Source organism: Xanthomonas vasicola (genome assembly GCF_000772705.2).
GTDB lineage: Bacteria > Pseudomonadota > Gammaproteobacteria > Xanthomonadales > Xanthomonadaceae > Xanthomonas > Xanthomonas vasicola.
The window spans coordinates 55226-79561 of the sequence record NZ_JSBW02000041.1 but is presented as its reverse complement, the minus strand read 5'-3'; the positions used below and the strand labels follow the sequence as shown (position 1 = coordinate 79561).

Here is a 24336-nt window from a genome sequence, read left to right as displayed (position 1 = left end):
ACGCCCAAGTAACCGGGGCATGGTGCAAGGTGTGCAGCGAACGACGCGCGGCATGCGATGGGATGAAGTTTCCCTGCCAACACCCTTGGTAAGCGCTGCCGCCGTCCTTACCATCTACCCCGCAACGCCCGGTCTTCGCCGGGCGGCAAGTCCAGGAGATACGCATGGCTTACACCCTTCCGCAGTTGCCCTACGCCTACGACGCGCTGGAACCGAACATCGATGCGCAGACGATGGAAATCCATCACACCAAGCATCATCAGACCTACATCAACAACGTCAACGCGGCGCTGGAAGGGACTGAGTACGCCGATCTGCCGATCGACGAGCTTGTCTCCAAGCTGAAGAGCCTGCCGGAAAACCTGCAGGGCCCTGTGCGCAACAACGGTGGTGGCCACGCCAACCATTCGCTGTTCTGGACCGTGCTGTCGCCCAACGGCGGCGGCGAGCCCAAGGGCGAGGTCGCCAAGGCGATCGACAAGGACATCGGCGGTTTCGAGAAGTTCAAGGAAGCTTTCACCAAGGCCGCCGTGAGCCGTTTCGGCTCGGGCTGGGCATGGTTGAGCGTGACCCCGGACAAGAAGCTGGTAGTGGAAAGCACTGCCAACCAGGACAGCCCGCTGTTCGAAGGCAACACCCCAATCCTGGGCCTGGACGTGTGGGAACACGCGTACTACCTGAAGTATCAGAACCGTCGCCCGGAATACATCGGCGCGTTCTACAACGCCGTCAACTGGGAAGAAGTCGAGCGCCGCTACCACGCCGCGATCGCCTGAGTTCTGAGCTAATGCAGTAACGCAAGAAGGCCGGGAGAGATCCCGGCCTTCTTGCGTCTGCGATCCAGCATGTAGGAGCGACCTTGGTTGCAATGAGGCATTCGATAGGAAAGCTCCAGCGCGCGCCAGCGCGCTCCTACGATTGCCGGACACCGATCAGAACTTGGCGTCGAACTCGCGCGCATAGCCGGTGTTGACGATGACCTTCTGCAGCGCGTCGCTGATCTTGATGTTGCCGGCCACGATCTGCTGCGTCTCCGGGCCCATGTTGTCCATGCGCGGCGGGGTGGCGCCCTTGTAGTCGCAGACCCGGCCACCGGCTTCGCGCACCAGCAACACGCCAGCGGCGATGTCCCAGGCTTTGACGCCGGCTTCGAAATAGGCATCGGCACGGCCGCAGGCCACATAGGCCAAATCCAGCGCCGCCGAGCCGGTACGGCGCACGTCTTCGGCCTGCACCAACAACGCATCTACGCACTTGAGCTGCGCACTGGCGCGCGCACGTTCGCGCGGCGGAAAGCCGGTGTGGACCATCGCGCCTTCCAGATCCTTGCGCTCGGCAATGCGGATGCGGCGGTCGTTGAGCACCGCGCCGGCACCGCGGCTGGCGGTGAATAGCTCATTGCGCAGTGGGTCGAAGATCACCGCATCGGTGGGTTCGCCGTTTTCCACCAGCGCGATGGACACGCAGTAATGCGGAAAGCCGCGCAGATAGTTGCTGGTGCCGTCGAGCGGATCGATCACCCAGGTGTAGCGGCCACTCTTGCCACCCTGCATGCCGCCTTCTTCGCCGAACACGGCGTATTCGGGGTAGCCGCGCTTGAGTTCCTTGATGATGACCTTCTCGGCATCGGCATCGACTTCGCTGGCGTAGTCCATGCGGCCTTTCTGCACCACGTTGAGCGCATCGAGCTTGTTGATACCGCGCAACAGCACATTGCCGGCGAGGCGGGCGGCTTTGACCATGACGGTGACGGCGGGTTTCTGCATGGTTAAAGCTCCCGTGAAGGCAGAATCGGACAATGGCGAAGTTAAAAGAGCGGTCCGGCGCGAAGGCCGGTCGCGCAGTTTACCATCTACGGCCGAACAGCTCTCCAATCTCCGTTCATGTCCGTCAGTCAGCGCATCCGTTTTGTTCTTGTCGGTACCCAGCATCCAGGCAACATCGGCGCCGCCGCGCGTGCGATGAAGACCATGGGTGTCTCGCGCCTAGTGCTGGTGGCACCTGAGCGTGCACTCGATGAAGACGCCTACCGGCGTTCGGCGGGTGCCGAAGACGTTCTGGGCGAAGCGCCGATCTTTGCGACGCTGGGCGAAGCGGTGGCCGACTGCACGCTGGTGATCGGCTGCACCGCACGCGCGCGCCGGGTGGCGCTGGAAGAACTTCTCCCCGACGAAGGTGCGCAACGCGCCTTGGCCAAGGCGGGCGAGCCGGCCGAGGTGGCCTTCGTGTTCGGCCGCGAACGCACCGGGCTGACCAACGACGAGCTGCAGCTTTGCCACGCCGCGGTACACATACCGTCGGACCCGCAGTTCAGTTCGCTCAATCTCGCCGCTGCAGTGCAAGTGCTGGCGTATGAAGTGCGCCTGGCGCAGTTGGCAGCAGGCGAGGCAGAACCAGCACCGGCAGCGGCCAGCGGCTTGCGCGATGGCCCGGCCAGCCACGCGCAGTTGGAAGGTATGTTCGGCCAGCTGGGCGACACGCTGGACGAGATCGACTTCCACAAGGGGCGTGCGCCGGAGTCGGCGATGCGCAAGTTGCGGCGGCTCCTGCTGCGCGCGGAGATGACCGAACAGGAGGTGCGGCTGATCCGCGGCATCCTGTCTGATGCGCAGCGCATGGCCATGCTTGCCAAGCAGGCAGGAAGCTGACGTCTGTCACATCTTCGAAGATTCGGCTAGGCTGTCGGCGGCCCTAGGGGAGTGTCCGTTTTGCGCGGTCTACGATGGTGTCTGATTGCCTGCTGGCTAATCGCCGGGGCAGGCTTGGCCGCGACGGTTTCGGCAGCGCCTTCCTCGGTCCTGGTGCTTGGACGGATCAGCGATGATCCTGCCACCCATTACGAACAGCTCAAGCCCCTGCTCGATTACGTGGTGCCGCGCATGCGCGAGGTCGGCATCCGCCGGGGCGAGATCCTGATGGCGCCGGATGCGCGCCAGATGTCCAGCTACCTGCGGCGCGGCCGGGTCGATTGGGTCAGCGAAACCCCCGGTGCGGCGATGCTGCTGGAGCAGCGCGGCAGCGCGCATCCCTTGTTGATGACCGAACGTGGCGGTCTGCGCGACTTCCACACGCTGTTCTTCGTGCGCCGCGACAGTCCGATCCAGACGCTTGCGCAGTTGCGTGGCCATACCTTGGCATTGCAGAACACTTCGTCCACCAGTGGCTATCTGCTGCCGATGCTTGAACTGCTGCGCAACGGCATTGCGTGTGATGTGCTGCTGTCGGCGGACGACGCCCCGGCGCGCGGATCGGCCGGCTATCTGATGGTCGGTTCCCAATTCAATGTTGCCGCGTTCGTGCACAACCGGCTGATAGACGTGGGCGCGCTCAGCAACGTGGATTGGGGTGACGAACGCCATATGCCGCCGGTGTTCAAGCGCGACTTCCGCATCGTGCACCGCACGGCGCCGGTGCCGCGCGCGGTTGAAATGGTGCGCGCAGGGATGGACCCGGCAGTGGAACAGCGTTTGCGGATGGTGTTGCTGCAGGCCGCCTCCGATCCCAATGCTGCGCCTGCATTGAAACGTTTCTTCGACACCACCGGGTTCCGTCCGCTGGATCCCACCAGCCGCCGACGTCTGCAAGAGTTGAGCGCGGGTGTGCAACGTGTCAGGGAACACGTGGAATGACTCAGGTGCGCTTCGGCTTGCAGGCACGCTTCTTAGTGGTGATGGCGCTGACGCTGCTGCTGGTCGGTGCGATCCTGGCCTCGCTGTTGCAGCGGCAAAGCGCCATGCAGCGCGAGGTGCGCGGCTTGAGCGCGCAGATCCTGCATGAGCTATTCGACCGTAGCCTGCGCACGCGCGGCGAAACGCTAGCGACCGAGCTGGCCTCCGGGCTGGCCGACCCCTTGTATTACTCGGACCTGGGCGCGGTGGGCGCGCTGGTGCGCAATGCCTCGCGCCAGCATGTGGTGAGCTATGTGCTGGTGTTCGACCGCCATGGCCGGCTGGTGCACGACGGCACCCCGACCTTGCAGCGTTACGGCCAGGCCATGACCGACCCGCTCGCGGCCAAGGCGTTGGCGGCGCAGGCGATGGTGTTGCAGTACTCGCCAGAGGTGTTGGATGTGATGGTGCCGATCAAGATCGGCGACCAGCGCATCGGTGGCGTGCGGGTGGGCATGTCGCGTGAGCGGGTGCGCAAGATTGAGTCCGGCGCCAATTTGACCTTGGTGCAGAACCTCAACGCCATCGGCAAGCGTGATCTGGGTTGGCTGCTGGTGCTGCTGGCTTCATTGGTCGGGCTGGGGGTGTTGCTTGCCATTTACGTGCAGCGCACGCTGGTGGCGCCGGTGCGGCTGCTGGCGGCCGCGGCCAAGCAGATCGAACGTGGTGATTACGCAGTGCAGCTGCCGCCGCACCCGCGCAACGACGAGATCGGCGAGCTGATTTCCGCGTTCGGGCGCATGAGCGAAAGTATCGCGCGGCATGACCGCGAAGTGCGGCACATGGCCTACACCGACGCGCTGACCGGGCTGACCAACCGGCTAGGCTTCCGCGAGGGGCTGGATCACCTGCTCAACACCGCGCGCAGCACCGGCAGCAAGCTGGCCTTGCTGTTCGCCGATATCGACGACTTCAAGCGCGTCAACGACACGCTTGGCCACGAAGCCGGTGACGAAGCCTTGCTGCAGTTCGCCAGCCGCATCGGCCGTGCGGTTGCCGCGCTGGGTGGCGACGATGCGATTCTGGCGCGCTTCGGTGGCGATGAGTTCGTGATCTTGTTGCAGAGCGGCGACGTTAGCCTGCTGGCCGCGCAGTTGGCCGAGCGTCTGGTAAATGAGCTGAGCCGGCCGTTGAACGTGCAAGGCCGCGAAGTGTTTCTGGGCACCTCGATCGGCATCACGCTGTTCCCCGACGATGCCCGCGATGCCTCCGCGCTGCTGAAGAACGGCGACATCGCGATGTACCAGGCCAAGGTGGCCGGCAAGAATTGCCACCGTTTCTACAGCCGCGCTGCCGACCATGCCGTCGAGCGCCGCGTGCACATGGAGCACGAGTTGCGCGGTGCCTGGGAACGCGACGAACTGCGCCTGGTCTATCAGCCGATCTATCGCACCCGCGACCGCGTGCTGGTGGGCGTGGAAGTGTTGTTGCGCTGGCAGCACCCGGCACTTGGAACGATTGCGCCGTCTACGTTTATCGATATTGCCGAGCAGAGCGGGCTGATCGAAGTGATCGGCCCGAAGGTGCTGCGTGCGGCCTGCCTGGAGGCGGCACAGTGGCCGCTGGTGGGCGAGGGCCTGTTTATTGCGGTCAACGTCTCGCCGCGGCAACTGCGCAGCGGCGACCTGATCGATACCGTGGCCGAGTGCCTGGCCGAGTCCGGGCTTCCGGCCGCCCGCCTGCACCTGGAACTGACCGAGACCGCGGTGATCGGCGACGAAATGATGGCGGCCAGCTTGCTTGATCAACTGCACCGCACCGGCGTGAAGGTATGGCTGGACGACTTCGGTACCGGCTTCTCCGGCCTGAGCCATCTGCGCCAGGTGCCGGTGGATGGGGTCAAGATCGACAAGAGTTTCATCGCCGACCTGCAGCGCGACCCGGATGATCTGGCGCTGACCACCGCGATCATCAACATGGCGCATTCGTTGGGAATTACCGTCGTTGCCGAAGGCATCGAGCAGGAGGCGCAATTCAATCTGCTGCGCGAGCGCGGTTGCGATCTGGGTCAGGGTTACTGGTTCAGCCGACCGTTGAGTTCTGCCGATATGGTCAAGCTGATTGCGGCGGGGTGAGTTCGGTCGGAGCGCACCTGAGCGCAACGGGCTTTATTGGTAAGGCTTCATCGCGCCCGGGTGCGCTCCTACGAGAGCGTGTTTGGGTTGTTGCATCGATCATCAACAGGGACTTCGCGCAGTGCCCGATAGCAGCGTAGGAGCGCACCTGGGCGCGATCGGGCGTTGCCGGTAGCGCCCGTCTCGCCCGGGTGCGCTGCTACAACGGATTGGCTGAGGTAAGGATGGTTACAGCGGCCGCTTGCCGGTATCGCCGGGAATTTCGCGCACCAGTCGCGGCACCAAATATCCCGACAGGCGCGTGGCCAGCTCGGTATGCATGGCACGTGCGCGGGCATCGTCCACTTCGAAATGCGCCACACCGGCGACCCGGTCGAGCTGATGCAGGTAATAGGGCAGCACGCCGGCAGCGAAGCTGCGCTCGCTCAGTGCCGCCAGCGCGTCCACGCTGTCGTTGACCCCGCGCAACAGCACGGCCTGGTTGAGCAAGTGCGCGCCGGCGTCGCGCAACGCGTGCATGGCCGCGTCCACTGAAGGATCGAATTCATTGGCGTGGTTGGCGTGTAGCACGAACGCCACCGGCCATGGCAGCTGGCGCAGCCAGGCCAGTAGTGGCGCATCCACGCGCTCGGGCAACACGATCGGCAGTCGGCTGTGGATGCGCAGGCGTTTAAGATGCGGAATGGCCGCCAGGGCGTCGGTAAGTTCGGCCAGCTTGGGCGTCGCCAGCGAGAGCGGGTCGCCGCCGGAGAGCAGCACTTCATCGATGCCGGGGTCGGCGGCGATTGCGGCCACCGCCTCACGCCAACCATCACGCGCAGCGGTCTCTTCGGCATACGGGAAGTGGCGGCGGAAGCAGTAGCGGCAATGCACGGCGCAGCTACCGGTGGCGATCAACAGGGCGCGGCCGCGGTATTTCTGGATCACCCCGGCGGCGGTCTTGGCGGCGGCATCGCCCACCGCGTCCAGGCCGAAGCCCGGCACCGGCTGCATTTCCGCATCCAGCGGCAGCACCTGGCGCAGCAATGGGTCGTGCAGGTCGCCATAGCGCATCCGTGCCACGAACGCGCGTGGCACCCGTAGCGGAAACTGCGCGGCGGCGGCATCGCTGATCGCCGCGGCTTGCGCATCCAGGCCCAGCTGCTCCAGCAGCACGCGCGGGTCGCGCACGGCGTCGCGCCACTGCTGCTGCCAGCGCGAGGGCTGCAGGGCAGGGGCCGGGGATGGCTGTAAGGCGAGGGGGGCTGCGGTTATCATGTGCGGTCACAAAACCAATGCCCGCCAGTTGTGGCGGGCGCCCCATTCTAATCCGACCTGCCACCGCGTGGCGGGTCGTGGTCTTATCGAGGAGCTGCACCATGGCCACTGTTGGCATGAACGACGTCAAGAACGGCATGAAGATCCTGGTCAACAACGAGCCGGCGGTCATCACCGAGACCGAATACGTCAAGCCGGGCAAGGGCCAGGCCTTCACCCGCATGAAGTACCGCTTCATCAAGTCCGGGCGCGTGGTCGAAATGACCATGAAGGCGACCGACGATGTGGAAGTGGCCGACGTGGTCGATACCGACATGCGCTACCTCTACAGCGATGGCGAGTACTGGCACTTCATGGACCCGGAAACCTTCGAGCAGGTGCAGACCGACAAGGCCGGCATGGGCGGCGCCGAAAAGTGGCTGAAGGGCGAAGAAGACTGCATCGTGACGTTGTGGAACGGCACGCCGATCTGGGTGCAGCCGCCGAATTTCGTCGAACTGAAGATCACCGAGACCGATCCGGGCGTGCGCGGCGATACCTCCGGCGGTGGCGGCAAGCCGGCCACGCTGGAAACCGGCGCGGTGGTGCGCGTGCCGTTGTTCGTCAACCAGGACGAAATCATCAAGGTCGACACCCGCTCGGGCGAATACTCGGCGCGCGTCAAGTAAGCCAATGCGCCTGGGACGCCGGTGCGGCCGAACAGTACGCAATGCCAGTGTCCTGATGGCGCTAGGAGCAGCTAACAACACTACTGCGCAGCCGCCCGGCGGGCGCGGCCTGTGTTCGGAATCGGCATGTACCGCTCGTACACTGCGGTTCCTGCGCGCCGGCAGCACTCACCTCACGACGGCGCGCTACGTGTTGCTAGCCGCTGTGAGTGGCATGCTTGCGCCGTCCCGGGTGTTTGCGCAAACCGTTGCCACTCCTGTCTGTGACACGCAGAGTGTGGCGGCGGTTGCAGCGGGTACGACTTCCGGCGGAGCTGGTGGTGCCGCCAAGGCGGTGCCGGTCGAGCGTGTCGTGGCGCAGACCTGCAAGCCGTGGCCATATGACTCATCGATACGGCTCGCGGCGGTTGCGGTTGCTGACGATGCCACAACCGAGGCTTGCGAGCGCAACCTTGAATTGCGCGTTGCGATGCTCAATGCCGGCACTAACCAGGTCGTAGCGTTGTACGCGCAGGAAATGGGCGAGGACGCCGGCTTCGAGCTTGCCGCCGACAGTCTGCGCCTGGATACCGCACGCTATGACCTGGCCAAGGGCGTCCGCGCGGTGGGCGTTGTGGCGCATAGCGTTGCGCGCGGCGCCAGTTGCCCGGACTTCGACAGCAACGACGCACTGACCTTGCTGGTGCGCGAAGGGCGCCGTTTGCGCCCGGTGCTGCAGCGGGATCTGAGTGTCTGGCGGCGGGTGAAAGGCGGGCCATGCGACTGGGGCGCGACAGGCGTGGTGACCGAGCGCGGCACGCTCACACTGGCGATGGACACACCAGTCCACGCTGGCTACGCCGACATCGCACCGACTGCCAACTTGGTGACCTCCACCACCGTCAAGGATGCAGACGACGCCGAACGCATGCGCCGCCAACGCCAGGTGCTGCGCTACGACGGCACGCGGTATGTGTCTGTGTCACGCTCCGACGACTCCTGGCCGTTCGGCAACTCACTTCAATGGATCCGCTCATGACCAATGCCCCGCCCGAACCCTGCGACATGCTGATCGAGGCCGGCTATGTCGTCCCGATCGAACCGCATGCGGTGGTGCTGGAAGACCACGCGGTTGCGGTCAGCAACGGCGTGATCGTTGCCGTGCTGCCGACCGCTGAAGCACGCATGCGCTTTGCGCCGAAGCAGACCGTGTCGCGCCCGGACGCTGCGTTGATGCCGGGCCTGGTCAATGCGCATACGCATAATCCGATGACGCTACTGCGCGGCATTGCCGACGACCTGCCGCTGATGGTGTGGTTGCAGCAGCACATCTGGCCGGTGGAAGCGGCGGTGATCGGGCCGGAGTTCGTGGCCGATGGCACCACGCTGGCAATCGCCGAAATGCTGCGTGGTGGCACCACCTGCGTCAACGAAAACTACTTCTTCGCCGATGTGCAGGCCGCGGTGTACAAGCAGCACGGCTTCCGTGCGCTGGTAGGCGCGGTCATCATCGATTTCCCGACTGCCTGGGCCTCTTCGGACGACGAATACTTCGCGCGTGCCGGCGAGTTGCACGACCAGTGGCGCGACGATCCGTTGATCAGCACCGCGTTCGCGCCGCATGCGCCGTACACCGTGAACGATGCCAACTTCGAACGCGTGCGCATGCTGGCCGACCAGCTCGACATCCCGGTGCATCTGCATACGCACGAAACCGCGCAGGAGGTGGCCGATTCGATCAAGCAGTATGGCCAGCGTCCACTGGCGCGGCTGGACCGCCTGGGCCTGGTCAACGACCGCTTGATTGCGGTGCACATGACCCAGCTTACCGATGCGGAAATCCATCTGTGCGCCGAGCGCGGCGTCAGCGTAGTGCATTGCCCAGAATCTAATCTCAAGCTTGCCTCGGGTTTTTGCCCGGCGTGTGCGCTGCAGCGTGCCGGGGTGAATCTGGCGATCGGCACCGATGGCTGCGCCAGCAATAACGACCTGGATATGTTCAGCGAGAACCGCACTGCCGCGATCCTGGCCAAGGCCGTGGCCAACGATGCGACCGCGCTGGACGCGGCCACCACCTTGCGCGCGGCCACTCTGGGCGGCGCGCGCGCACTGGGCTTCGGCGACACCATCGGCTCGATCGAAATCGGCAAGCAGGCCGACCTGATCTGCGTGGATCTGGCCGCACTGGAAACCCAGCCGCTGCACCATGTGTTGTCGCAGCTGATCTACTCGGCCGGCCGCCATCAGGTCACCGATGTGTGGATCGCCGGCAAGCCCAAACTGGTGCAGCGCGAGCTCATCGACATGGATACCGCCGCCCTGGTCGCGAACGCGCGGCAGTGGCGCGAACGCATCCGCACCGTCCGCGCCTAAGAGCGCGTCACCGCATCACGGAGCTTCCGCATGAATTCGAATACGCAATCCACGTCCGGCAATTTCCGCCAGAGCGAGCTGGATAAATTCGCCGCGCTGGCCAACCGCTGGTGGGATGCCGACGGCCCGCAGAAGCCGCTGCATGCGCTCAATCCGGTGCGTCTGGAGTATGTGTCCGCGCGGCTGGACCTTGCCGGTGCGCGCGTACTCGATGTCGGCTGCGGTGGTGGGTTGCTCAGCGAATCGATGGCACGTCTGGGCGCGCAGGTGACTGCGATCGATCTTGCGCCGGAGCTGGTCAAGGTGGCACGTCTGCACAGCCTGGAATCCGGCGTGCAGGTGGACTATCGCGTGCAATCGGTGGAAGACCTGGCCGCCGAACAGCCGGGCAGTTTCGATGCAGTGACCTGCATGGAGATGCTCGAGCACGTACCGGATCCGACCGCGATCATCCGTGCCTGCGCCAGCCTGCTCAAGCCGGGCGGCAAGCTGTTCCTGTCCACGCTCAATCGCACCCCGGCCGCGTTCGCGCTGGCCGTGGTCGGCGCCGAATACATCGCGCGCCTGTTGCCCAAGGGCACACACCACTACAAGGATTTCATCAAGCCGGCCGAGCTTGCGGCGTGGTTGCGCAATGCAGAACTGCGGCTTGAAGACGTCAGCGGCATGCTCTACGAGCCGTGGCGTAATCGCGCGCGGTTGTCCTCGCGTACTGAGGTGAATTATTTGGCCTATGCGGTGAGGCCGTGATGGGCGGGGATTGGGCAGTGGAGCTTCGGGATTCGCAACGGCAGGTGGCTGCGATCCTGATAATCTCGGTTGCGTGCCGGGCGATATGCAATTGAGTGCAGGTGTTGCTGCTGCGAGTTTTCCGCGGGCGGTGCTGTTCGATCTGGATGGCACCTTGCTCGACAGTGCGCCGGATATGCTGGCGACGGTCAACGCGATGCTGGATGCGCGTGGCCGTGCGCCGATTGCGTTGGCCGCGTTGCGCCCGGTGGTCTCGAAAGGTGCGCGTGCGATGCTCGGTGTGGCGTTTGCCGAGCTTGATCCCAAAGCGTGCGTTGCACTGGTACCGGAATTCTTGCAGCGCTACGAAGGCGTAATCGGCACGCAATCGCAGCTGTTTGATGGTGTCGAGGAGATGCTGGTGCGGCTGGAGACTGCCGGTTGCGTCTGGGGCATCGTCACCAACAAGCCCGAATATCTGGCGCGCCTGATCCTGCCGCAGTCAGGCTGGGAGCAGCGCTGCGCGGTACTGATCGGCGGCGATACGCTGGCCGAGCGCAAGCCGCATCCGTTGCCACTGCTGGCGGCTGCCGAACGTATTGGCGTTGCGCCTGCGCAATGCGTGTATGTCGGCGACGATGAGCGCGACATTCTGGCTGCGCGCGCGGCAGCGATGCCGTCGGTCGCGGTGTTGTGGGGCTATCGGTTGGATGACGACGACCCGTCGCGCTGGCAGGCCGACGTGCTGGTCGACCAGCCGCAGGCGCTTTGGAATGCGGCAACGTGGCCGCAGATCTGATCTCTCTTCGTTTTTTTCTGGACCCGCCATGAGCCAATCCAGCGCTCTCGACAGTTTTCTGGACAAGTGGGCAACCCGCTGGCCGGAATGGTCGGTTGCCGAGCCCTTCATTCCCGAACCCCAGCGGCGTGTGGCTTCCGCATGGTTCGCGTTGCTGCAGGAATGGGAAGACATCATGAACGTCGCCGGCGACCCGTTGCCGGCCGATGCCAAGCTGGCATGGTGGCAACAGGAACTGCGCGACTGGTCGAATCAACGCTCGCGGCATCCGCTGGGGCGCGTGCTGGAGCCCGTGCGTGCGCCGTGGGCACAGCTGGCCGACGCCCTGCCGGCGATGCAGGCCGCACGTGTGCAGCCGCAGTCGCTGCCGCATGCGCTGGGGACATTGCGCACCTTCGCCGAGGCCGCGGTTACGGTGGAAGCGGTGTTGTTCGCACGCACGCGGCCTGGCGATGCCACCGCGGTGGCAGTGCAATGGCTGGACGCACGCCAGCGCGTGGCTGGCGACAGCGCAGCCCCGGGCGGCGTAGCTACGGCTGCGTGGCGCACACAGTTGTTGCAGGCCTGGCCACGCAAAGTCGCGTTGGCGCGTCCGCATCGAGTGTGGTCGCGACTGGCGCGGTTGCGTCTGCAGCGCGAGCTGGCGGGTAAACCGGCGTATCCGCCACCGGTGCAACAGCTATGGCATAGCTGGCGTGCGGCCAGCGGCACCGATTAAGCGTAGCCCATTCTCCAGCTGCGCTCCGCGTGCGCGCTGGTTGTGTGCGGCGAGCGCGGTGGCTCAGTCGGTTGTGCTGAGATCGGCGAATACGGCAGCACCGCCTAGCGGGCAGTGACAACGCCGACCGCGCATAGGTCGTAGATCAAGACGCCGCAGTCGTGCCGTTGGCACACGCGCTGAATGACGCTTCGCGAGCTGCTGTAGTCGCGGCCAATATGTATGACTGTCGTGGGTGACACGAATGACGCGACGGCATCGCGATAGTAATTCAAGGTAGTTCATGCCACTCAGCAAGCACGGGCAATGCCCGGCTTGCTGCACAGTCCACGTGACGTGCTGGATCAATTCGCTGCGCCGGCACCGCTATTTTTGTATTCATAAAAAACGGTTCGCCGAATTGGTGCAGTTGCTGCTGCAATACGGGCGGCTGACCGTTGATGCATTCCATGGCGCGGTCTTGCGGATATGGCTGCACAGTGTTGAATCGCGCACCGTCACCTGGCCGTTGGGCGATGTGCCGTTGACGTAGGAGCTCAGGCTACCGACGCTTTCATCCCAGGCACGTCCAAGATAGGTATTGTTGTCTGGAGAGCCGGAGACACCGCTGAAGCTGCCGTTGATCGCCAGAAACCCGTAGCTGCTGCCGGGGCGCGTGCTGGCCGCAAAAATATAGCCGCCGCGGCTGCTGCCCAGGCGTGCTCCGGTGGAGCGGATGGTGGCACCATCGAAAACGCACCGGAGCCGAAGATGAAATCGACATCGCCCTCCATGGTGCTGCTCTTGAAATAGGCACGGATCACATCCGACGCACTGCTCGCACTGATCAACAAAGTGTCCTGGTTGCCGCTCACCAAGACATCTTGGAAATTGGCCTTGTCGCCACGCACTGCCAGCGCCACCGCCGATTGATTGTTATCGGTGTAGGTGCCTTCCACATAGTTGTTGTCCACGCGTAAGTGGCGCGCCTCGAAATTTGCCGCGCGCACTGTGACTGTCGCGCTGTTGGAGGTGCACACCGTGCTGGCTGATGCATTGCTGGCACATGGGTGGCTTGCGGTGCCGGCCGGCTTGGGAGTGGGGTTGGCGTTGTTGAAGCGAATGATGGTGTCGCCGGTGTTTGTGCCCAGCCCGGACAGCGTCAACGGTGGCGCATTGCTCGGCACGCAGATCAACTCGGTGTAGGTGCCCGCCTTGATGCTGCTGTAGCGACGCGTGTTCCCGCCTGCAGCGACCGCGGCATCGATGGCAGATTGCACGCAACACGCGGCAGGATGCCAGGCGAGCCAGGAGCGACCAATCAGCTGTTGCGCGCTCGCCTGACAGGCAATCGCAACAGTGTCCGGCCGCTTCAGGTTGCCAAGCAAAGCAGCGCAACTGCAACGAAGATTGTTGCCATGCGCGGTGATCGTTCGTGCCGCATGAGCGGCCGGCTGATGCTACTGCCGTGTTCGTTTTTCGGCCGGTGAGGGATGAGGCAATGTGCTGGATCTGCGAGTTGGTCACGCTTTGAACCCGATAATGTCGCAGCCGGCTGCGCGCATGAGCAAAAGATATTGTGGTTGCACAAATGGCAACGGCGTTCGGCAGGTATGCATGTCCTCACATGCCGTGGGCGCGCAGCCTCTCAGACTGACTTACCCGCGTACGACGCGCATGTCAGGAATCGAGATGGCAGACACCAAAGAGTTGCAGGAAAAATTCTGGAAGGCACTCAAATCCGATCGCACCGTGATGCTGGGCCTGGACGGTGTTGAAGACGGTCACGCGCGTCCGATGACCGCGCAGATCGAAGGCGATAGCGGTGGTCCAATCTGGTTCTTCACGTCAAAGGACAACGCACTGATCGCGATGCTGGGGCAGGGCCGTCGCGTCATCGGCGCCTTCAGCAGCAAGGGCCACGATCTGTTCGCCAGCATCAGCGGCTCGCTGCGCGAAGACACCGACCCGGCGATGGTCGAGCGGTTGTGGAACCCGTATGTCGCCGCCTGGTACGAAGGCGGCAAGACCGATCCAAAACTGGCGCTGCTGCGCCTGGACGCCGATCACGCGCAGATTTGGCTCAATGAGTCGAGCCTGCTGGCGGGGATCAAGGTGTTGCTGGGCGTAGACCCGAAAAAGGACTATCAGGACAAAGTGGCGGACGTCCCGCTGCGCTGAGGTGCTCCACACGCACACGCAGCCTCAAGGTTGCGTGTGCGTGTGCGTGTTGCCTCTGACCGCACTGTGGTTTGCCAAATCGATATTGGACGATGGTCGAGCCGCACAAATTACTCACTAAAAACGCCTGCGCACATGGTGGCTATGCTGCCCCGATTGGCTGGATGCGTTCGCTTGCTCTAACACGCAAAGTTCGAGTGCGCTATTTGGCAGCTGGTCTACAGGCTGATGGGCGCGTGTCCATGCTTACGCAGCGCTGATCTGCGCTTCACCACGTTCCAACACGCCGGGAGACGATGATCTGTCACCGGCACGACGCGCTGCGCGGTAATGCTACTTCAGGAGATGCAACATGCAACAGCTTGAAATCGGACAGATGGTGTTCCTATGCGATGGCGCGGTCGGCGTGGGTGCCATCCGCGATATCCGCAATGAGGGTGGCGAACTGGTCATCAATATCGAAAACGGTGGCGACTTCGTGCTGCCTGCCTCAGTGGTGCGCGATGTGCACTCGGGCAAGGTGATGCTGGATGTCGACCAGCTTCCTGATGAGGTGCGTAATGCCTTGCGCCATCTACACGACAGCGAGTTGCAGACCAGCACCTATGCTGCGAGCAATCCACAGGATGGCGCACTGAAGTAATGGCTGACTGCGGGCTGAGTGTGGTCGATTCCTAATCGACAGCTGCCGCGCAGTTCAGTCCGGCAGCAGAAAGGTGCGCAGCGCAACATCGGCAGGCCCTGCCGATAGCAACGCAGGCTGTTCGGCTTCGTTTTTCAGTTTTACGCCTGAGCGTTTGCGGCGAAATGCTTCGCGCAGCAGATACCCAATTTGTTGGTTGTCTCCGCGTAGCTCAATCCTTCGCCGCAAATATTGGAATGCAGTTGCGCGCGGCATCGGTGAACCCGACCCGGGGCGTGTAGGTGAGATACAGGCCCAGGCTGTCGGGTGAGCTCAAGCCTGGACCACGCTGTCGCTGCAGATCGCGGCAATGCCGATGACGCCGCCGGCCAGAATCGCGCGATGCGGCGTGCGAAAACGCGACAGCTTGGCCAGCCCATGCGGCAAGAAGCCGGCACGCGCCAACGCAAAGAATTGGCGCGAATAACTCAGGATGATGCCGTGGAAGCTCGTCACCAGCGCGAACAAGCCGATCCACACCAGCATGTGCAGCCAGGTGGAATGTTGCCGACCACCGCCTTCATCGCCTGCGGCAGTGGATCGTTGATGTTGGAGAGCTGGCGCCAGTCGCCGACGCCGCCGGCGAACACCATCACCCCAAGCGCCAAGATCACCAGGGTGAGAATGCCGGCGATGCAGGCGCGCGGAATCGTGCGCCTGGGGTCCTTGTCTTCTTCGGCCGCCATCGCTGCGCCTTTGATCGCCAGAAAGAACCAGATCGCAAACGGAATCGCGGCGAAGATGCCGGAAATGGCCGCCGGCCCGGACACGTCGCTGCCGGCCCAGCCATTGGCCGCGGAGCGCACCACGCTGAAGCCCGGTGCCCCCACACCATAAACACCAACAGTTCGAGCACTGCCAAGGTCACGATCAGTTCGAAGGTGGCCGCAATCGCCACGCCAACGATGTTCAAGCTCATAAAAACAAGGTACGCGCCGATCGCTGCGATGCGCGGATCCAGCGTGGGGTATTGCACATTCAGATAGGCGGCGATCGCCATCGCAATGGCCGGGGGGCGCAAAGACGAATTCGATCAACGTAGCCAGGCCCGCCAGCATCCCGCCATAGGAGCCTAACGCACGCAGGCTATAGGCACGGCCCGCCGGCATTGGGAATGGCGGTGGTCAGTTCGGTAAAGCTGAAGACGAAGCAGGTGTGCATGACCGCGACCAGCAGCGTGGTCACCAGAAAGCCGAGCGTGCCTGCGGTGCCCCAGCCGTACCTCCAGCGGAAATACTCGCCGGAAATCACCAGACCCACAGCGGTGCCCCACCGTTGCCAGGTGCCCGGGGTCGGTTTGAGTTGCTCGTTACTCATGTCGCACATCTCCTGCAGTCGGGGGAGGGAGATGAAGCACGCCGGCGCCGGAGCGACGGACCGACCGTCAGTAGCCGAGCGGCCACGTGCAGCGACGCTCGACGGTCCTTCCAGTTGTACCCCCAAGCCCATTGGCGAACCCAAGCCCAACGGATAGGTCGCCGCTGACCGGGTCGTGCAGCGCAACGGCGCAACGGCCGGCTGAGGGATCAGACCATCGAGCGTAAGCCCCTTCCTGCGGGAGAGGGGTTGGGGTGAGGTACGGCCCCTCATCAAGCGCGCAGCGAGCAAGCGTGCATGTGCACACAATCATGCAACGCACCAATGCCAGCGTGTACCGACACAAGCAACGCAAGCGCATCCCCACATCGTCGATTGCTTTGGTGACCCAGCCAACTAATGCCAGCAAGCAGAAAACAACGGCATACCGGGTAAGTCGCGGGGCACGCACGTTTCGCTAGCCAATTACTCAGCGAATAGGGCTGCTCTACCCCCCAGCCGCCAAGCGCATTCACTTGCCGCACTCAAGTATCAATACCGACTCGACCTGCTATCCAACCGTGCAGCACAGACGCGCAGCCAAAGCATCTGCGCTGTGCCATTGCAAGGCAGAAAGGGCAGTCCCGCAACGCTCTACTTCGGCCGCTCAAGCACCAACAACGGGTCGATTCGCACATCGAACCAATTCATTCCCCAATGCAGATGCGGCCCAGTTGCGCGACCTGTGGCGCCGACGGCAGCGATGACCTGGCCTTGCTCGACCCGATCACCCACCTTCACGTCGATCCGCGACAAGTGCAAAAAATTCGAGCTCACACCAAAGCCGTGATCCAGCAGCACTGTGCCACCTGTCAGGTACAGATCCGGTGCTGCGAACGTCACCACACCGGCGGCCGGTGCTTTCACCGGCGTGCCTGTTGGCACGGCGATGTCCATGCCCGAATGGCCGGCACCGGGTTGGCCGTTGTACACGCGCGCATTGCCGAAGCGGCCGCTAATGCGGCCCTGCACCGGCCAGATGAACGGCTGGGCGAAATCGGTACGTGCATCGTCGCGATCGCGCGCCGCCGTGACCTGCGCTTGTTCGCGTTTGATGCGCGCGGCAATGTCGGCCGGCGGGTTGACCGTCTTGGGCGGCACGCCATTGACGCGCTCCACCGGCCAATCGCGCGGGGTCACTGCGATGCTGACGGTCTGTGTGCTGCCATCGGGCTGGGTGATCTGTACCTGCAATGGCCCGGTGGCATCGCGGCCAATACCGAACACCACGCTTCCATAACCGCTCACACGCAGTGTGCGGCCGGCGTACTGCACCTTGCTGCCGGCCGGCACCTTGCCGATCACCAGCGCACCTTGCGATGCGCTTTGCGGAAATACCATGTCGGCTGCGGCGGCGGTTTGCGCCTGCGCGTGGCCAGCAACCAGCGACACGGGTGCCAGGATCAACCAGGCACCCAACAGGGCTGCGCGCATCAGCGGTCGAAGGTCAGGCGCTGGCCGGCAGCGCTGCCCACCAATTGCTCGCCGTCCCATACCTGCTGGCCATTGACCCAGGTTGCCGCAATGCGCGAGCGGAAGGTGGTGCCTTCGAACGGCGACCAACCACACTTGGACAGCACCTGCTCGCGCTTCACAGTGAATGGGGTGTTGTCGATCATCACCAGATCGGCGAAATAGCCTTCGCGCAGGAAGCCGCGTTCTTCCACATCGAACAACTGCGCTGGTGCATGTGCGAACTTCTGCACGATGCGGGTAATCGGCAGCTTGCCTTCGTGCACCAGCTCCAGTGCCGCGACCAGCGCGTACTGCACCAGCGGCAGGCCCGAGGGCGCCTGCGCATAAGGCTTGTGCTTTTCTTCCCAGGTGTGCGGGGCGTGGTCGGTGGCAAGCACGTCAATGACGTCTTCGGCCAGTGCATCGATCAGTGCCAGACGATCTTCGGCGTCCTTGATCGCAGGGTTGCACTTGATCAGGTTGCCCAGCCGCGCGTAATCGCTGCGATCGAAGCGCAAGAAGTGGATGCAGGTCTCGGCGGTGATGCGCTTGCGCAACTTGCCGTTGGCGTCGACCAGCGGGCCGGCTTCGAACAGCGACAGCTCGTCGGCGGTAGAGATGTGCAGCACATGCAGGCGGGTGTTGTGCTTGCGCGCCAGCGAGACCGCCAACTTCGACGACTTCAGACAGGCTTCGCGCGAACGGATGTCCGGATGCATCTCCGGGGTCAGTGCATCGCCGTATTTTTCTTTGTACTGCGCCATCGTCGCATCGATGGTCGGGGTGTCTTCGCAGTGAGTGATGATCGGCGTGGGCGCGTCGCGAAAGATGGCGTCCAGCGTTTCCGGGTTATCGACCAGCATGTTGCCGGTGGACGCGCCCATGAACACTTTGATGCCCGGTGCGGTCTTGGGGTCCAGCGACTGGATGTGGGCCAGGTTGTCGTTGCTGGCACCCATGTAGAAGCCATAGTTGGCCCACGCGCGCCCGGCGGCGGCATCGTACTTGGCCTGCAGCGCGGCCGCGTTCAGGGTCGGCGGGTTGGTGTTGGGCATGTCCATGAAGCTGGTCAGGCCACCGGCAACAGCGGCCCCGGATTCAGTCGCGATGTCGCCCTTGTGGGTCAGGCCAGGCTCACGGAAGTGCACCTGGTCGTCGATCATGCCTGGCAGCACCCAGCGTCCGGCAGCGTCCACCACGGTATCGTCAGGGGCAGGGTTGATCTTGCTGTCGATCTTGGCGATGCGGCCGCCCTCGATCAGGAGATCGGCGTCGAATTCCTTGCCTTCATTGACCAGGCGGGCGTTGACGATGACGGTTCGGCTCATGGATGGGGTCCTTTGCAGCTGCAGGAAGAAGAGGGCGACGGGGAAGCGGACGCGGGCGCCTCGGGCACCGGATCGAACCCGCCCGGATGGAAGGGGTGGCAGCGGCCGAGCCTGCACGCGGCAAGCCAACTGCCGCGCAGCGGGCCGAAGCGGCCGATGGCGGTCATCGCATACTCCGAGCAACTGGGCGCAAAACGGCAGCGCGGCCCGAGCAGGGGGCTGATGAACAGCTTGTAGAAGCGCAGCAGCGCGATGAGCAGGCGACCGATCACTAGCCAATGATATGCCACTTGCATTAATAGGTGGTTGCCGGGGGTCCGCGGGGTACGTTATAAAGGCCCGCTTTCCCGGGCCCCGGGGGAACCAAGGATGAGCGTTTCGTGGCTGCTAAAAAACCTGCAAAAAAGGCCGTAGAGGCCGCCAAGAAGTCCGCCAACCCCGTTGCGAAAAAGGCAGCGGCGCCTGCCGCTGCAAAACCGGCCAAGCCGGCGACCAAGCAGCCGGCTCCCAAGAAGGCACCTGCGACGAAGGCCGCTGCCAAGCCGGCGCCGGCTTCCAAGACCACCGCGTCCGCAGCCCCCAAGCCAGTGAAACCCGTCGCCAAGAGTGCTGCCAAGCCGGCGGCGAACAAGGCAGCTCCGGCTGCCGCCAAGCCGGCTGCCAAGCCGGTGGCGCCCAAGTCCGTACCGAAGCCGGCCACCAAGCCGGCTCCGGCCAAGTCAGTCCCGGTCAAGGCTGAAAAGCCCGCGCCCGCACCGGCCCCCAAGGCCGTCCCTGCGAAGCCGGCAAAGCCTGCGACCCCGTCATTTAAGAATCCCGTGCCCGTTTCGAAATCTTCCGCAAAAACGCCAACCAAAACCGAAGCACCCACCAAGCCTGCTGCGACCCGTCCGGTCGGCAAGGTGGCTGTGGCTGTGACCTCCAAGCCGTCCAGCTCGGCACCCAAGACCAAGTACAAGGTGGTCGAGTACAAGACCGACGAAGCAACCGGTCGCCCGATCCTGCCGCAGGGCTACAAGCCTGCTGCGGACGAGGAGTACATGAACAAGCTGCAGCAGGAATACTTCCGTCAGCGTCTGCAGAGCTGGCGTAACGAGATGGTGGAGGAATCCAAGCAGACCATCGAAAACCTGCGCGAAGAAGTCCGCGACATCGGCGACGAAGCCGAGCGCGCCACCCGCGAGACCGAAAACTCGCTGGAATTGCGTGCCCGTGATCGCGCCCGCAAACTGATTTCCAAGATCGACAGCACGCTCAAGCGTCTGGAAGACGGTGACTACGGCTACTGCGTGGACACCGGCGAAGAAATCGGCCTGGACCGCCTGGAAGCGCGTCTGACCGCCGAGCGCACCATCGACGCCCAGGAGCGCTGGGAGCATCTGCAGAAGCAGCAGGGCGACTGATCGTCCCTGGCTCACTGAAAGACCCCGCCATGTGCGGGGTTTTTTATGCTTGCCTGATCTATGCATCTGCCAATGCGGTCGCGGGATAGCGCGCTTTTATCGACCGCGCGAAAGTAGCCGCGGTGCATGCTGCCGCTGTTGGCGGCTTGCAGAAGCCGCCTGCCAAGCGCTTATGTCCGCTGCCTTTGCGGTAATCCCGTTTGAAGCGCAGGCGCCGTCGCGCGCAGTTACATCGTGGCGACGGCGCTTGCTGCTGCAGTTAAGCGTGCTACCGGCGGCACGAGGTCTTGCCACTGCACTGCATCTAACTAGCACAGACACTCACGCCGCCCCCAGCTCACTGCAGATCGCGCAGATCCAGCTTACGCAGGCGCGGCGCCTTCCAGGCGGTGGTGGCCACCACGCCTAGAGTAACGCAGCCGCCGATCACCACGGCCGGCACCAGGCCGACCAGGCGCGCCATCACGCCGTCGTAGAACGCGCCCAGCTCGTTGGACGAGCCGATGAAGATGCCATTGATCGAAGAGACGCGCCCACGCATGGCATCGGGTGTCGCCAGTTGCAGGATGGTCTGGCGCACCACCACCGAGACGCCGTCGCACATGCCGTACACCAGCAGGATCGCCGCCGAAAGCCAGAAATGGCGCGACAGCCCGAAGGCGATGGTGCATAGCCCGAAGCCAGCGACCGAGAGCAGCAGCACGCGCCCGGTGTTGCGTTGCAGCGGATGCCGCGCCAGCCAGATGCCGACCACGATCGAGCCCAGCGCCGGCGCGCCGCGCAGGATGCCCAGGCCTTCCGGGCCGTAGTGCAGGATGTCGTGGATGAAGGCCGGCAGCATCGACACCGCGCCGCCGAGCAGCACCGAAAACATGTCCAACGCCATCGCACCCAGCATGATCTGGTTGGACAGCACGAACTGCGCGCCTTCGGCAATGCTGCGGAAAATTGGCGCGCGCGGGCCCTCGCTGACTGGCTCGCTGACCCGTAGCAGCGCCAGTGCCAGGATCGCCAGCATCCCCACGCCGGCGGCTACACCATAGGCCAGCCCCTTGCCGCCCCAGCCGACTAGCACGCCGCCCAGCGCCGGGCCGATCACCATGCCGGCCTGGAAGGTGACGCTGCCGATGCTGGCGCCGCGCGCGAACGCTTCGCGCGGTAGCGCACGTGCAAACAAGGCGTTGTAGACCGGCGACAGGAACGAGCGCGCCGCGCCGGTCAGCGAAATGGCGGCATAGATCGGCCACACCCCTTTCACCGGCAGCCAGCTTTGCGTGAGCGCCAACAGCAGCAGCGCGGTGGCGGTCAGTCCGAGCGCTGAGACCATGCCTAGCCGGCGGCGCGGCAGGTGATCGACCAGGTAGCCGGCAAACGGGGCGATGCAGAAGAACGGCAGGATTTCGGCCAGGCCGATCAGCCCGAGCGAGAGCGGATTGCCGGTGATTTCGTAGATATGCCAACCAACCGTCACCGCCACGATCTGGTACGACAGCATCGCCGCCACGCGGTACAGCAGCACCAGGCCGAAGCCTGGATGGGCAAACAGCGTGCGCAGCGAATCGGCGGGCGAGGGTGTGGGCGTACTCACTGCTGCGCGCGCGCGGTGTCGCCAATGAAGGCAAGCATTGCGGCCACGCCGTTGCTGCGGGTTGGCGACAGATGCTTGGCCAGGCCGATCCCGGCAATGTAGTCCGGCTCGGTCGCCAGGATCTCTTGCGCGCTACGCCCGGAGTACACGCGCAATGCGAGATAGATCAGGCCGGAGACAATGGCCGAATCGCTGACGGCATGGAAGTCGAGCCGCTCGGCATTGCCTTCCGGCACGATCCAGACCATCGACTGGCAGCCATGCAAGCGGTGTTCTTCGGTCTTCCACTGTTCCGGGAAGGCGGGCAACTTGCGGCCGAGATCGATCAGGTACTGGTAGCGCTCGGACCAGTCTCCGAAGAAGGAAAATTCCTCGGCAATGGCGGCCTGCGCGTCGCTGGCAGTGGGTTCGAGCGGGAAGGGGGAGGTGGTCATCTAACATCCAGAATCAGTTCGCGAAAAATCCAGGGTCGATCTCGGTCAAGCCCCTCGCCCTCCGGGAGGGGGTGGGGTGAGGGTACGGGCGCAGCTTCGGTGAAAGTCGATGCGGGTAGCTTCGCTTTTACCTCAGGCAAGTGCACTTGGCTTCGCCCGCACCCTCATCCGCCCCTGCGGGGCACCTTCTCCTGGTGGGAGAAGGGAAAAGAGTCAAGCACGCTTCCAGCGCACGCCCTGCGGCGTGTCTTCCAGCACGATACCTTGGTCGGCAAGTTGCTTGCGGATGGCGTCAGCGCGAGCGAAATCCTTTGCTTTTTTCGCCGCGTTGCGTTCTTCCACCAATGCGGTGATGCGTGCATCGTCGCCAGCGTCGGTGCCGCGCGAGAACCATGCCGCCGGGTCCTGTTGCAGCAACCCCAATGCCATGCCGGCACCCAGCAACTTTGCGCGCACCGCATGCAGTTCGTTCATGCGCCCCGAAGGTTCGCCGCCATGAACTAGCTCGTTGCGCAACGCGCGTGCTTCCGCCGCGATGCTGGCGATAACCGACAAGGCCAGCGGTGTATTGAGGTCGTCATCCAGAGCGGCCTCCACCTCGGCAGGAATCGTCTTCGAGCTCCCGACATCGCTGCCGCCATCGGCGTCCAGCGCAGCCAGATCGCGCAAAGTGCCATACAAGCGGTCCAGCGTGTTCTTGGCCTGCTCGATCAAACCATCCGACCAATCCAGCGGCTGGCGGTAATGCGCGCTCAACAGCGCATAGCGCAGCGCTTCAGGCGGATGCTTGGCGATCAGGTCGTGCACGGTTTCGATGTTGCCCAGCGATTTGCTCATCTTCGCGCCGCTGAAATTGAGCATGCCGTTGTGCAGCCAAAACCGCGCGAAAGTGGCGCCGCCGTGCGCGCACTCACTCTGCGCGATCTCGTTTTCGTGATGCGGAAACTGCAGGTCCACGCCACCGGCATGGATGTCGATGGTGGGGCCCAGATGCGCCGCAGCCATCGCCGAGCATTCGATATGCCAACCCGGGCGGCCGCGGCCCCAGGGCGATTCCCAGCCGGGCAGGTCGTTGCTGGAGGGCTTCCACAGCACAAAATCGCCGGGATCACGCTTGTACGGCGCCACGTCCACGCGCGCGCCAGCCAGCATTTCGTCCGGGTCGCGCCGCGAGAGCTTGCCGTAGTCCTCGAAGCTGGACACCGAAAACAGCACGTGGCCTTCCGCGGCGTAGGCATGCCCGTTGGCGATCAGTTGTTCGATCATCGCCACGATCTGCGGGATATGCGCGGTGGCTTCCGGTTCGATATCCGGCGGCACCACACCGAGCGCCGCCATGTCCTGGCGATAGATGGCGGCGAAGCGGTCGGTGATCGTCGAGATCGGCACGTTTTGCGCCTGCGCGGCGGCGTTGATCTTGTCGTCCACGTCGGTGATGTTGCGCGCGTAGCGCAAGGCGCCGTAGCGTCGACGCAGCAGCGCGCTCAGCACATCGAACACAACCGGACCACGGGCATTCCCGATGTGTGCGTAGTTGTAAACGGTAGGCCCGCAGACATACAGGGTGGGGCTGGATGGATCGAGCGGCGCAAACGGTTCGACCCGCCGCGTCAGAGTGTTGTACAGGCGCAGGCTCATCGGCATCCGAAAAAGGGCAATCGCGC

At 63.9% G+C, this 24336-nt stretch carries 22 protein-coding genes, 1 other RNA gene and 3 pseudogenes; 14 read left to right on the top strand and 12 right to left on the bottom strand.

All coding sequences use genetic code 11. The annotated features are described in order from the left end of the window. The first annotated feature begins 164 nt into the window (after positions 1–164). Positions 165–776 carry a superoxide dismutase gene (locus NX05_RS11425; protein WP_039434654.1) on the top strand — a complete coding sequence of 204 codons (612 nt, stop codon included), beginning with the start codon at positions 165–167 and terminating at the stop codon, positions 774–776. 156 nt (positions 777–932) lie between these two features. Here NX05_RS11425 and NX05_RS11420 read toward each other — a convergent pair whose 3' ends face one another. Then, complete coding sequence (locus NX05_RS11420; protein ID WP_010372749.1) at positions 933–1766, bottom strand: inositol monophosphatase family protein; 834 nt, start codon at positions 1764–1766, stop codon at positions 933–935. A 117-nt stretch (positions 1767–1883) separates the two neighbouring features. Here NX05_RS11420 and NX05_RS11415 point away from each other — a divergent pair, with 117 nt between their 5' ends. From NX05_RS11415 to NX05_RS11405, 3 genes are read left to right on the top strand one after another with little or no spacing between them, the layout of a single operon-like run. Further along, positions 1884–2648: an RNA methyltransferase gene (locus NX05_RS11415; RefSeq protein WP_010372752.1), complete on the top strand. Its 765-nt coding sequence runs from the start codon at positions 1884–1886 to the stop codon at positions 2646–2648. A 51-nt stretch (positions 2649–2699) separates the two neighbouring features. Then, the gene (locus tag NX05_RS11410) at positions 2700–3629 is read left to right on the top strand and encodes a phosphate/phosphite/phosphonate ABC transporter substrate-binding protein (RefSeq protein WP_039434659.1); all 930 of its coding nucleotides are present in this window, start codon (positions 2700–2702) and stop codon (positions 3627–3629) included. Continuing rightward, on the top strand, positions 3626–5743 hold the full coding sequence (locus NX05_RS11405) for a putative bifunctional diguanylate cyclase/phosphodiesterase (protein WP_039434661.1): 2118 nt from the start codon (positions 3626–3628) through the stop codon (positions 5741–5743). Before NX05_RS11410 ends, NX05_RS11405 begins: the two co-directional genes overlap by 4 nt. Before the next feature lie 228 nt (positions 5744–5971). On the opposite strand, the gene epmB is transcribed toward NX05_RS11405, so the two are convergent. After that, on the bottom strand, positions 5972–7000 hold the full coding sequence (gene epmB / locus NX05_RS11400) for an EF-P beta-lysylation protein EpmB (protein WP_039434664.1): 1029 nt from the start codon (positions 6998–7000) through the stop codon (positions 5972–5974). Positions 7001–7101: 101 nt separating this feature from the next. Between epmB and efp the strand changes: the two genes are divergently transcribed. From efp to NX05_RS11370, 7 genes are all read left to right on the top strand, one after another. After that, on the top strand, positions 7102–7668 hold the full coding sequence (gene efp / locus NX05_RS11395) for an elongation factor P (protein WP_010372769.1): 567 nt from the start codon (positions 7102–7104) through the stop codon (positions 7666–7668). A 126-nt stretch (positions 7669–7794) separates the two neighbouring features. After that, a non-coding RNA gene (locus NX05_RS22420) (sX9 sRNA) lies at positions 7795–7870 on the top strand. A 12-nt stretch (positions 7871–7882) separates the two neighbouring features. Beyond that, positions 7883–8686 (top strand): PA3715 family protein, encoded by an 804-nt coding sequence (locus tag NX05_RS11390; RefSeq protein ID WP_455722189.1) that lies wholly within the window; start codon positions 7883–7885, stop codon positions 8684–8686. Then, positions 8683–10020 carry a TRZ/ATZ family hydrolase gene (locus tag NX05_RS11385; RefSeq protein WP_039434982.1) on the top strand — a complete coding sequence of 446 codons (1338 nt, stop codon included), beginning with the start codon at positions 8683–8685 and terminating at the stop codon, positions 10018–10020. The genes NX05_RS11390 and NX05_RS11385 overlap by 4 nt, the downstream gene beginning before the upstream one ends. Positions 10021–10050: 30 nt before the next feature. Further along, positions 10051–10770, top strand: coding sequence for a bifunctional 2-polyprenyl-6-hydroxyphenol methylase/3-demethylubiquinol 3-O-methyltransferase UbiG (gene ubiG / locus NX05_RS11380; RefSeq protein WP_010372777.1), 720 nt, complete (start codon positions 10051–10053; stop codon positions 10768–10770). Positions 10771–10855: 85 nt separating this feature from the next. Then, positions 10856–11548 carry a phosphoglycolate phosphatase gene (locus NX05_RS11375; RefSeq protein ID WP_039434668.1) on the top strand — a complete coding sequence of 231 codons (693 nt, stop codon included), beginning with the start codon at positions 10856–10858 and terminating at the stop codon, positions 11546–11548. A gap of 28 nt (positions 11549–11576) precedes the next feature. Continuing rightward, the gene (locus tag NX05_RS11370; RefSeq protein WP_039434671.1) at positions 11577–12266 is read left to right on the top strand and encodes an isoprenoid biosynthesis enzyme family protein; all 690 of its coding nucleotides are present in this window, start codon (positions 11577–11579) and stop codon (positions 12264–12266) included. 344 nt (positions 12267–12610) lie between these two features. Here the strand turns inward: NX05_RS11370 and NX05_RS11365 are convergent. Beyond that, positions 12611–13570 (bottom strand): annotated as a pseudogene (locus NX05_RS11365) (pectinesterase family protein). A gap of 352 nt (positions 13571–13922) precedes the next feature. Here NX05_RS11365 and NX05_RS11360 point away from each other — a divergent pair. Together NX05_RS11360 and NX05_RS11355 are read left to right on the top strand one after the other, a co-directional pair. Next, positions 13923–14426 (top strand): pyridoxamine 5'-phosphate oxidase family protein, encoded by a 504-nt coding sequence (locus tag NX05_RS11360; protein WP_026112462.1) that lies wholly within the window; start codon positions 13923–13925, stop codon positions 14424–14426. Between the two features lie 352 nt (positions 14427–14778). Beyond that, positions 14779–15069: a hypothetical protein gene (locus NX05_RS11355; protein ID WP_039434673.1), complete on the top strand. Its 291-nt coding sequence runs from the start codon at positions 14779–14781 to the stop codon at positions 15067–15069. 54 nt (positions 15070–15123) lie between these two features. Here NX05_RS11355 and NX05_RS11350 read toward each other — a convergent pair. From NX05_RS11350 to NX05_RS25360, 6 genes and pseudogenes are all read right to left on the bottom strand, one after another. Beyond that, a pseudogene (locus tag NX05_RS11350) lies at positions 15124–15391 on the bottom strand (ethanolamine ammonia-lyase light chain EutC); the annotation flags it as partial. Then, positions 15388–16434, bottom strand: a pseudogene (gene eat / locus NX05_RS11345) (ethanolamine permease); the annotation flags it as partial. The pseudogenes eat and NX05_RS11350, both read right to left, overlap by 4 nt. 624 nt (positions 16435–17058) lie before the next feature. Beyond that, positions 17059–17898, bottom strand: coding sequence for a M23 family metallopeptidase (locus NX05_RS11340; protein WP_017116203.1), 840 nt, complete (start codon positions 17896–17898; stop codon positions 17059–17061). Continuing rightward, positions 17898–19247: a dihydroorotase gene (locus NX05_RS11335; RefSeq protein WP_010382288.1), complete on the bottom strand. Its 1350-nt coding sequence runs from the start codon at positions 19245–19247 to the stop codon at positions 17898–17900. The genes NX05_RS11340 and NX05_RS11335 overlap by 1 nt, the downstream gene beginning before the upstream one ends. Next, complete coding sequence (gene yidD / locus NX05_RS11330; RefSeq protein ID WP_010372813.1) at positions 19244–19543, bottom strand: membrane protein insertion efficiency factor YidD; 300 nt, start codon at positions 19541–19543, stop codon at positions 19244–19246. The genes NX05_RS11335 and yidD overlap by 4 nt, the downstream gene beginning before the upstream one ends. Continuing rightward, the gene (locus NX05_RS25360; RefSeq protein WP_230597736.1) at positions 19543–20172 is read right to left on the bottom strand and encodes a hypothetical protein; all 630 of its coding nucleotides are present in this window, start codon (positions 20170–20172) and stop codon (positions 19543–19545) included. Before NX05_RS25360 ends, yidD begins: the two co-directional genes overlap by 1 nt. A gap of 115 nt (positions 20173–20287) precedes the next feature. Here NX05_RS25360 and dksA point away from each other — a divergent pair, with 115 nt between their 5' ends. Then, a complete protein-coding gene (gene dksA / locus NX05_RS25355; RefSeq protein ID WP_223293187.1) occupies positions 20288–20650 on the top strand; it encodes an RNA polymerase-binding protein DksA in 363 nt (120 codons plus the stop codon). 337 nt (positions 20651–20987) lie between these two features. On the opposite strand, the gene NX05_RS11315 is transcribed toward dksA, so the two are convergent. The 3 genes from NX05_RS11315 to cysS form a co-directional block, all read right to left on the bottom strand. Further along, positions 20988–22238 carry an MFS transporter gene (locus NX05_RS11315; protein WP_039434687.1) on the bottom strand — a complete coding sequence of 417 codons (1251 nt, stop codon included), beginning with the start codon at positions 22236–22238 and terminating at the stop codon, positions 20988–20990. After that, the gene (locus NX05_RS11310) at positions 22235–22672 is read right to left on the bottom strand and encodes a SufE family protein (RefSeq protein ID WP_010382278.1); all 438 of its coding nucleotides are present in this window, start codon (positions 22670–22672) and stop codon (positions 22235–22237) included. The genes NX05_RS11315 and NX05_RS11310 overlap by 4 nt, the downstream gene beginning before the upstream one ends. Before the next feature lie 213 nt (positions 22673–22885). Continuing rightward, the gene (cysS, locus tag NX05_RS11305; RefSeq protein WP_039434691.1) at positions 22886–24310 is read right to left on the bottom strand and encodes a cysteine--tRNA ligase; all 1425 of its coding nucleotides are present in this window, start codon (positions 24308–24310) and stop codon (positions 22886–22888) included. Positions 24311–24336: the final 26 nt, after the last annotated feature.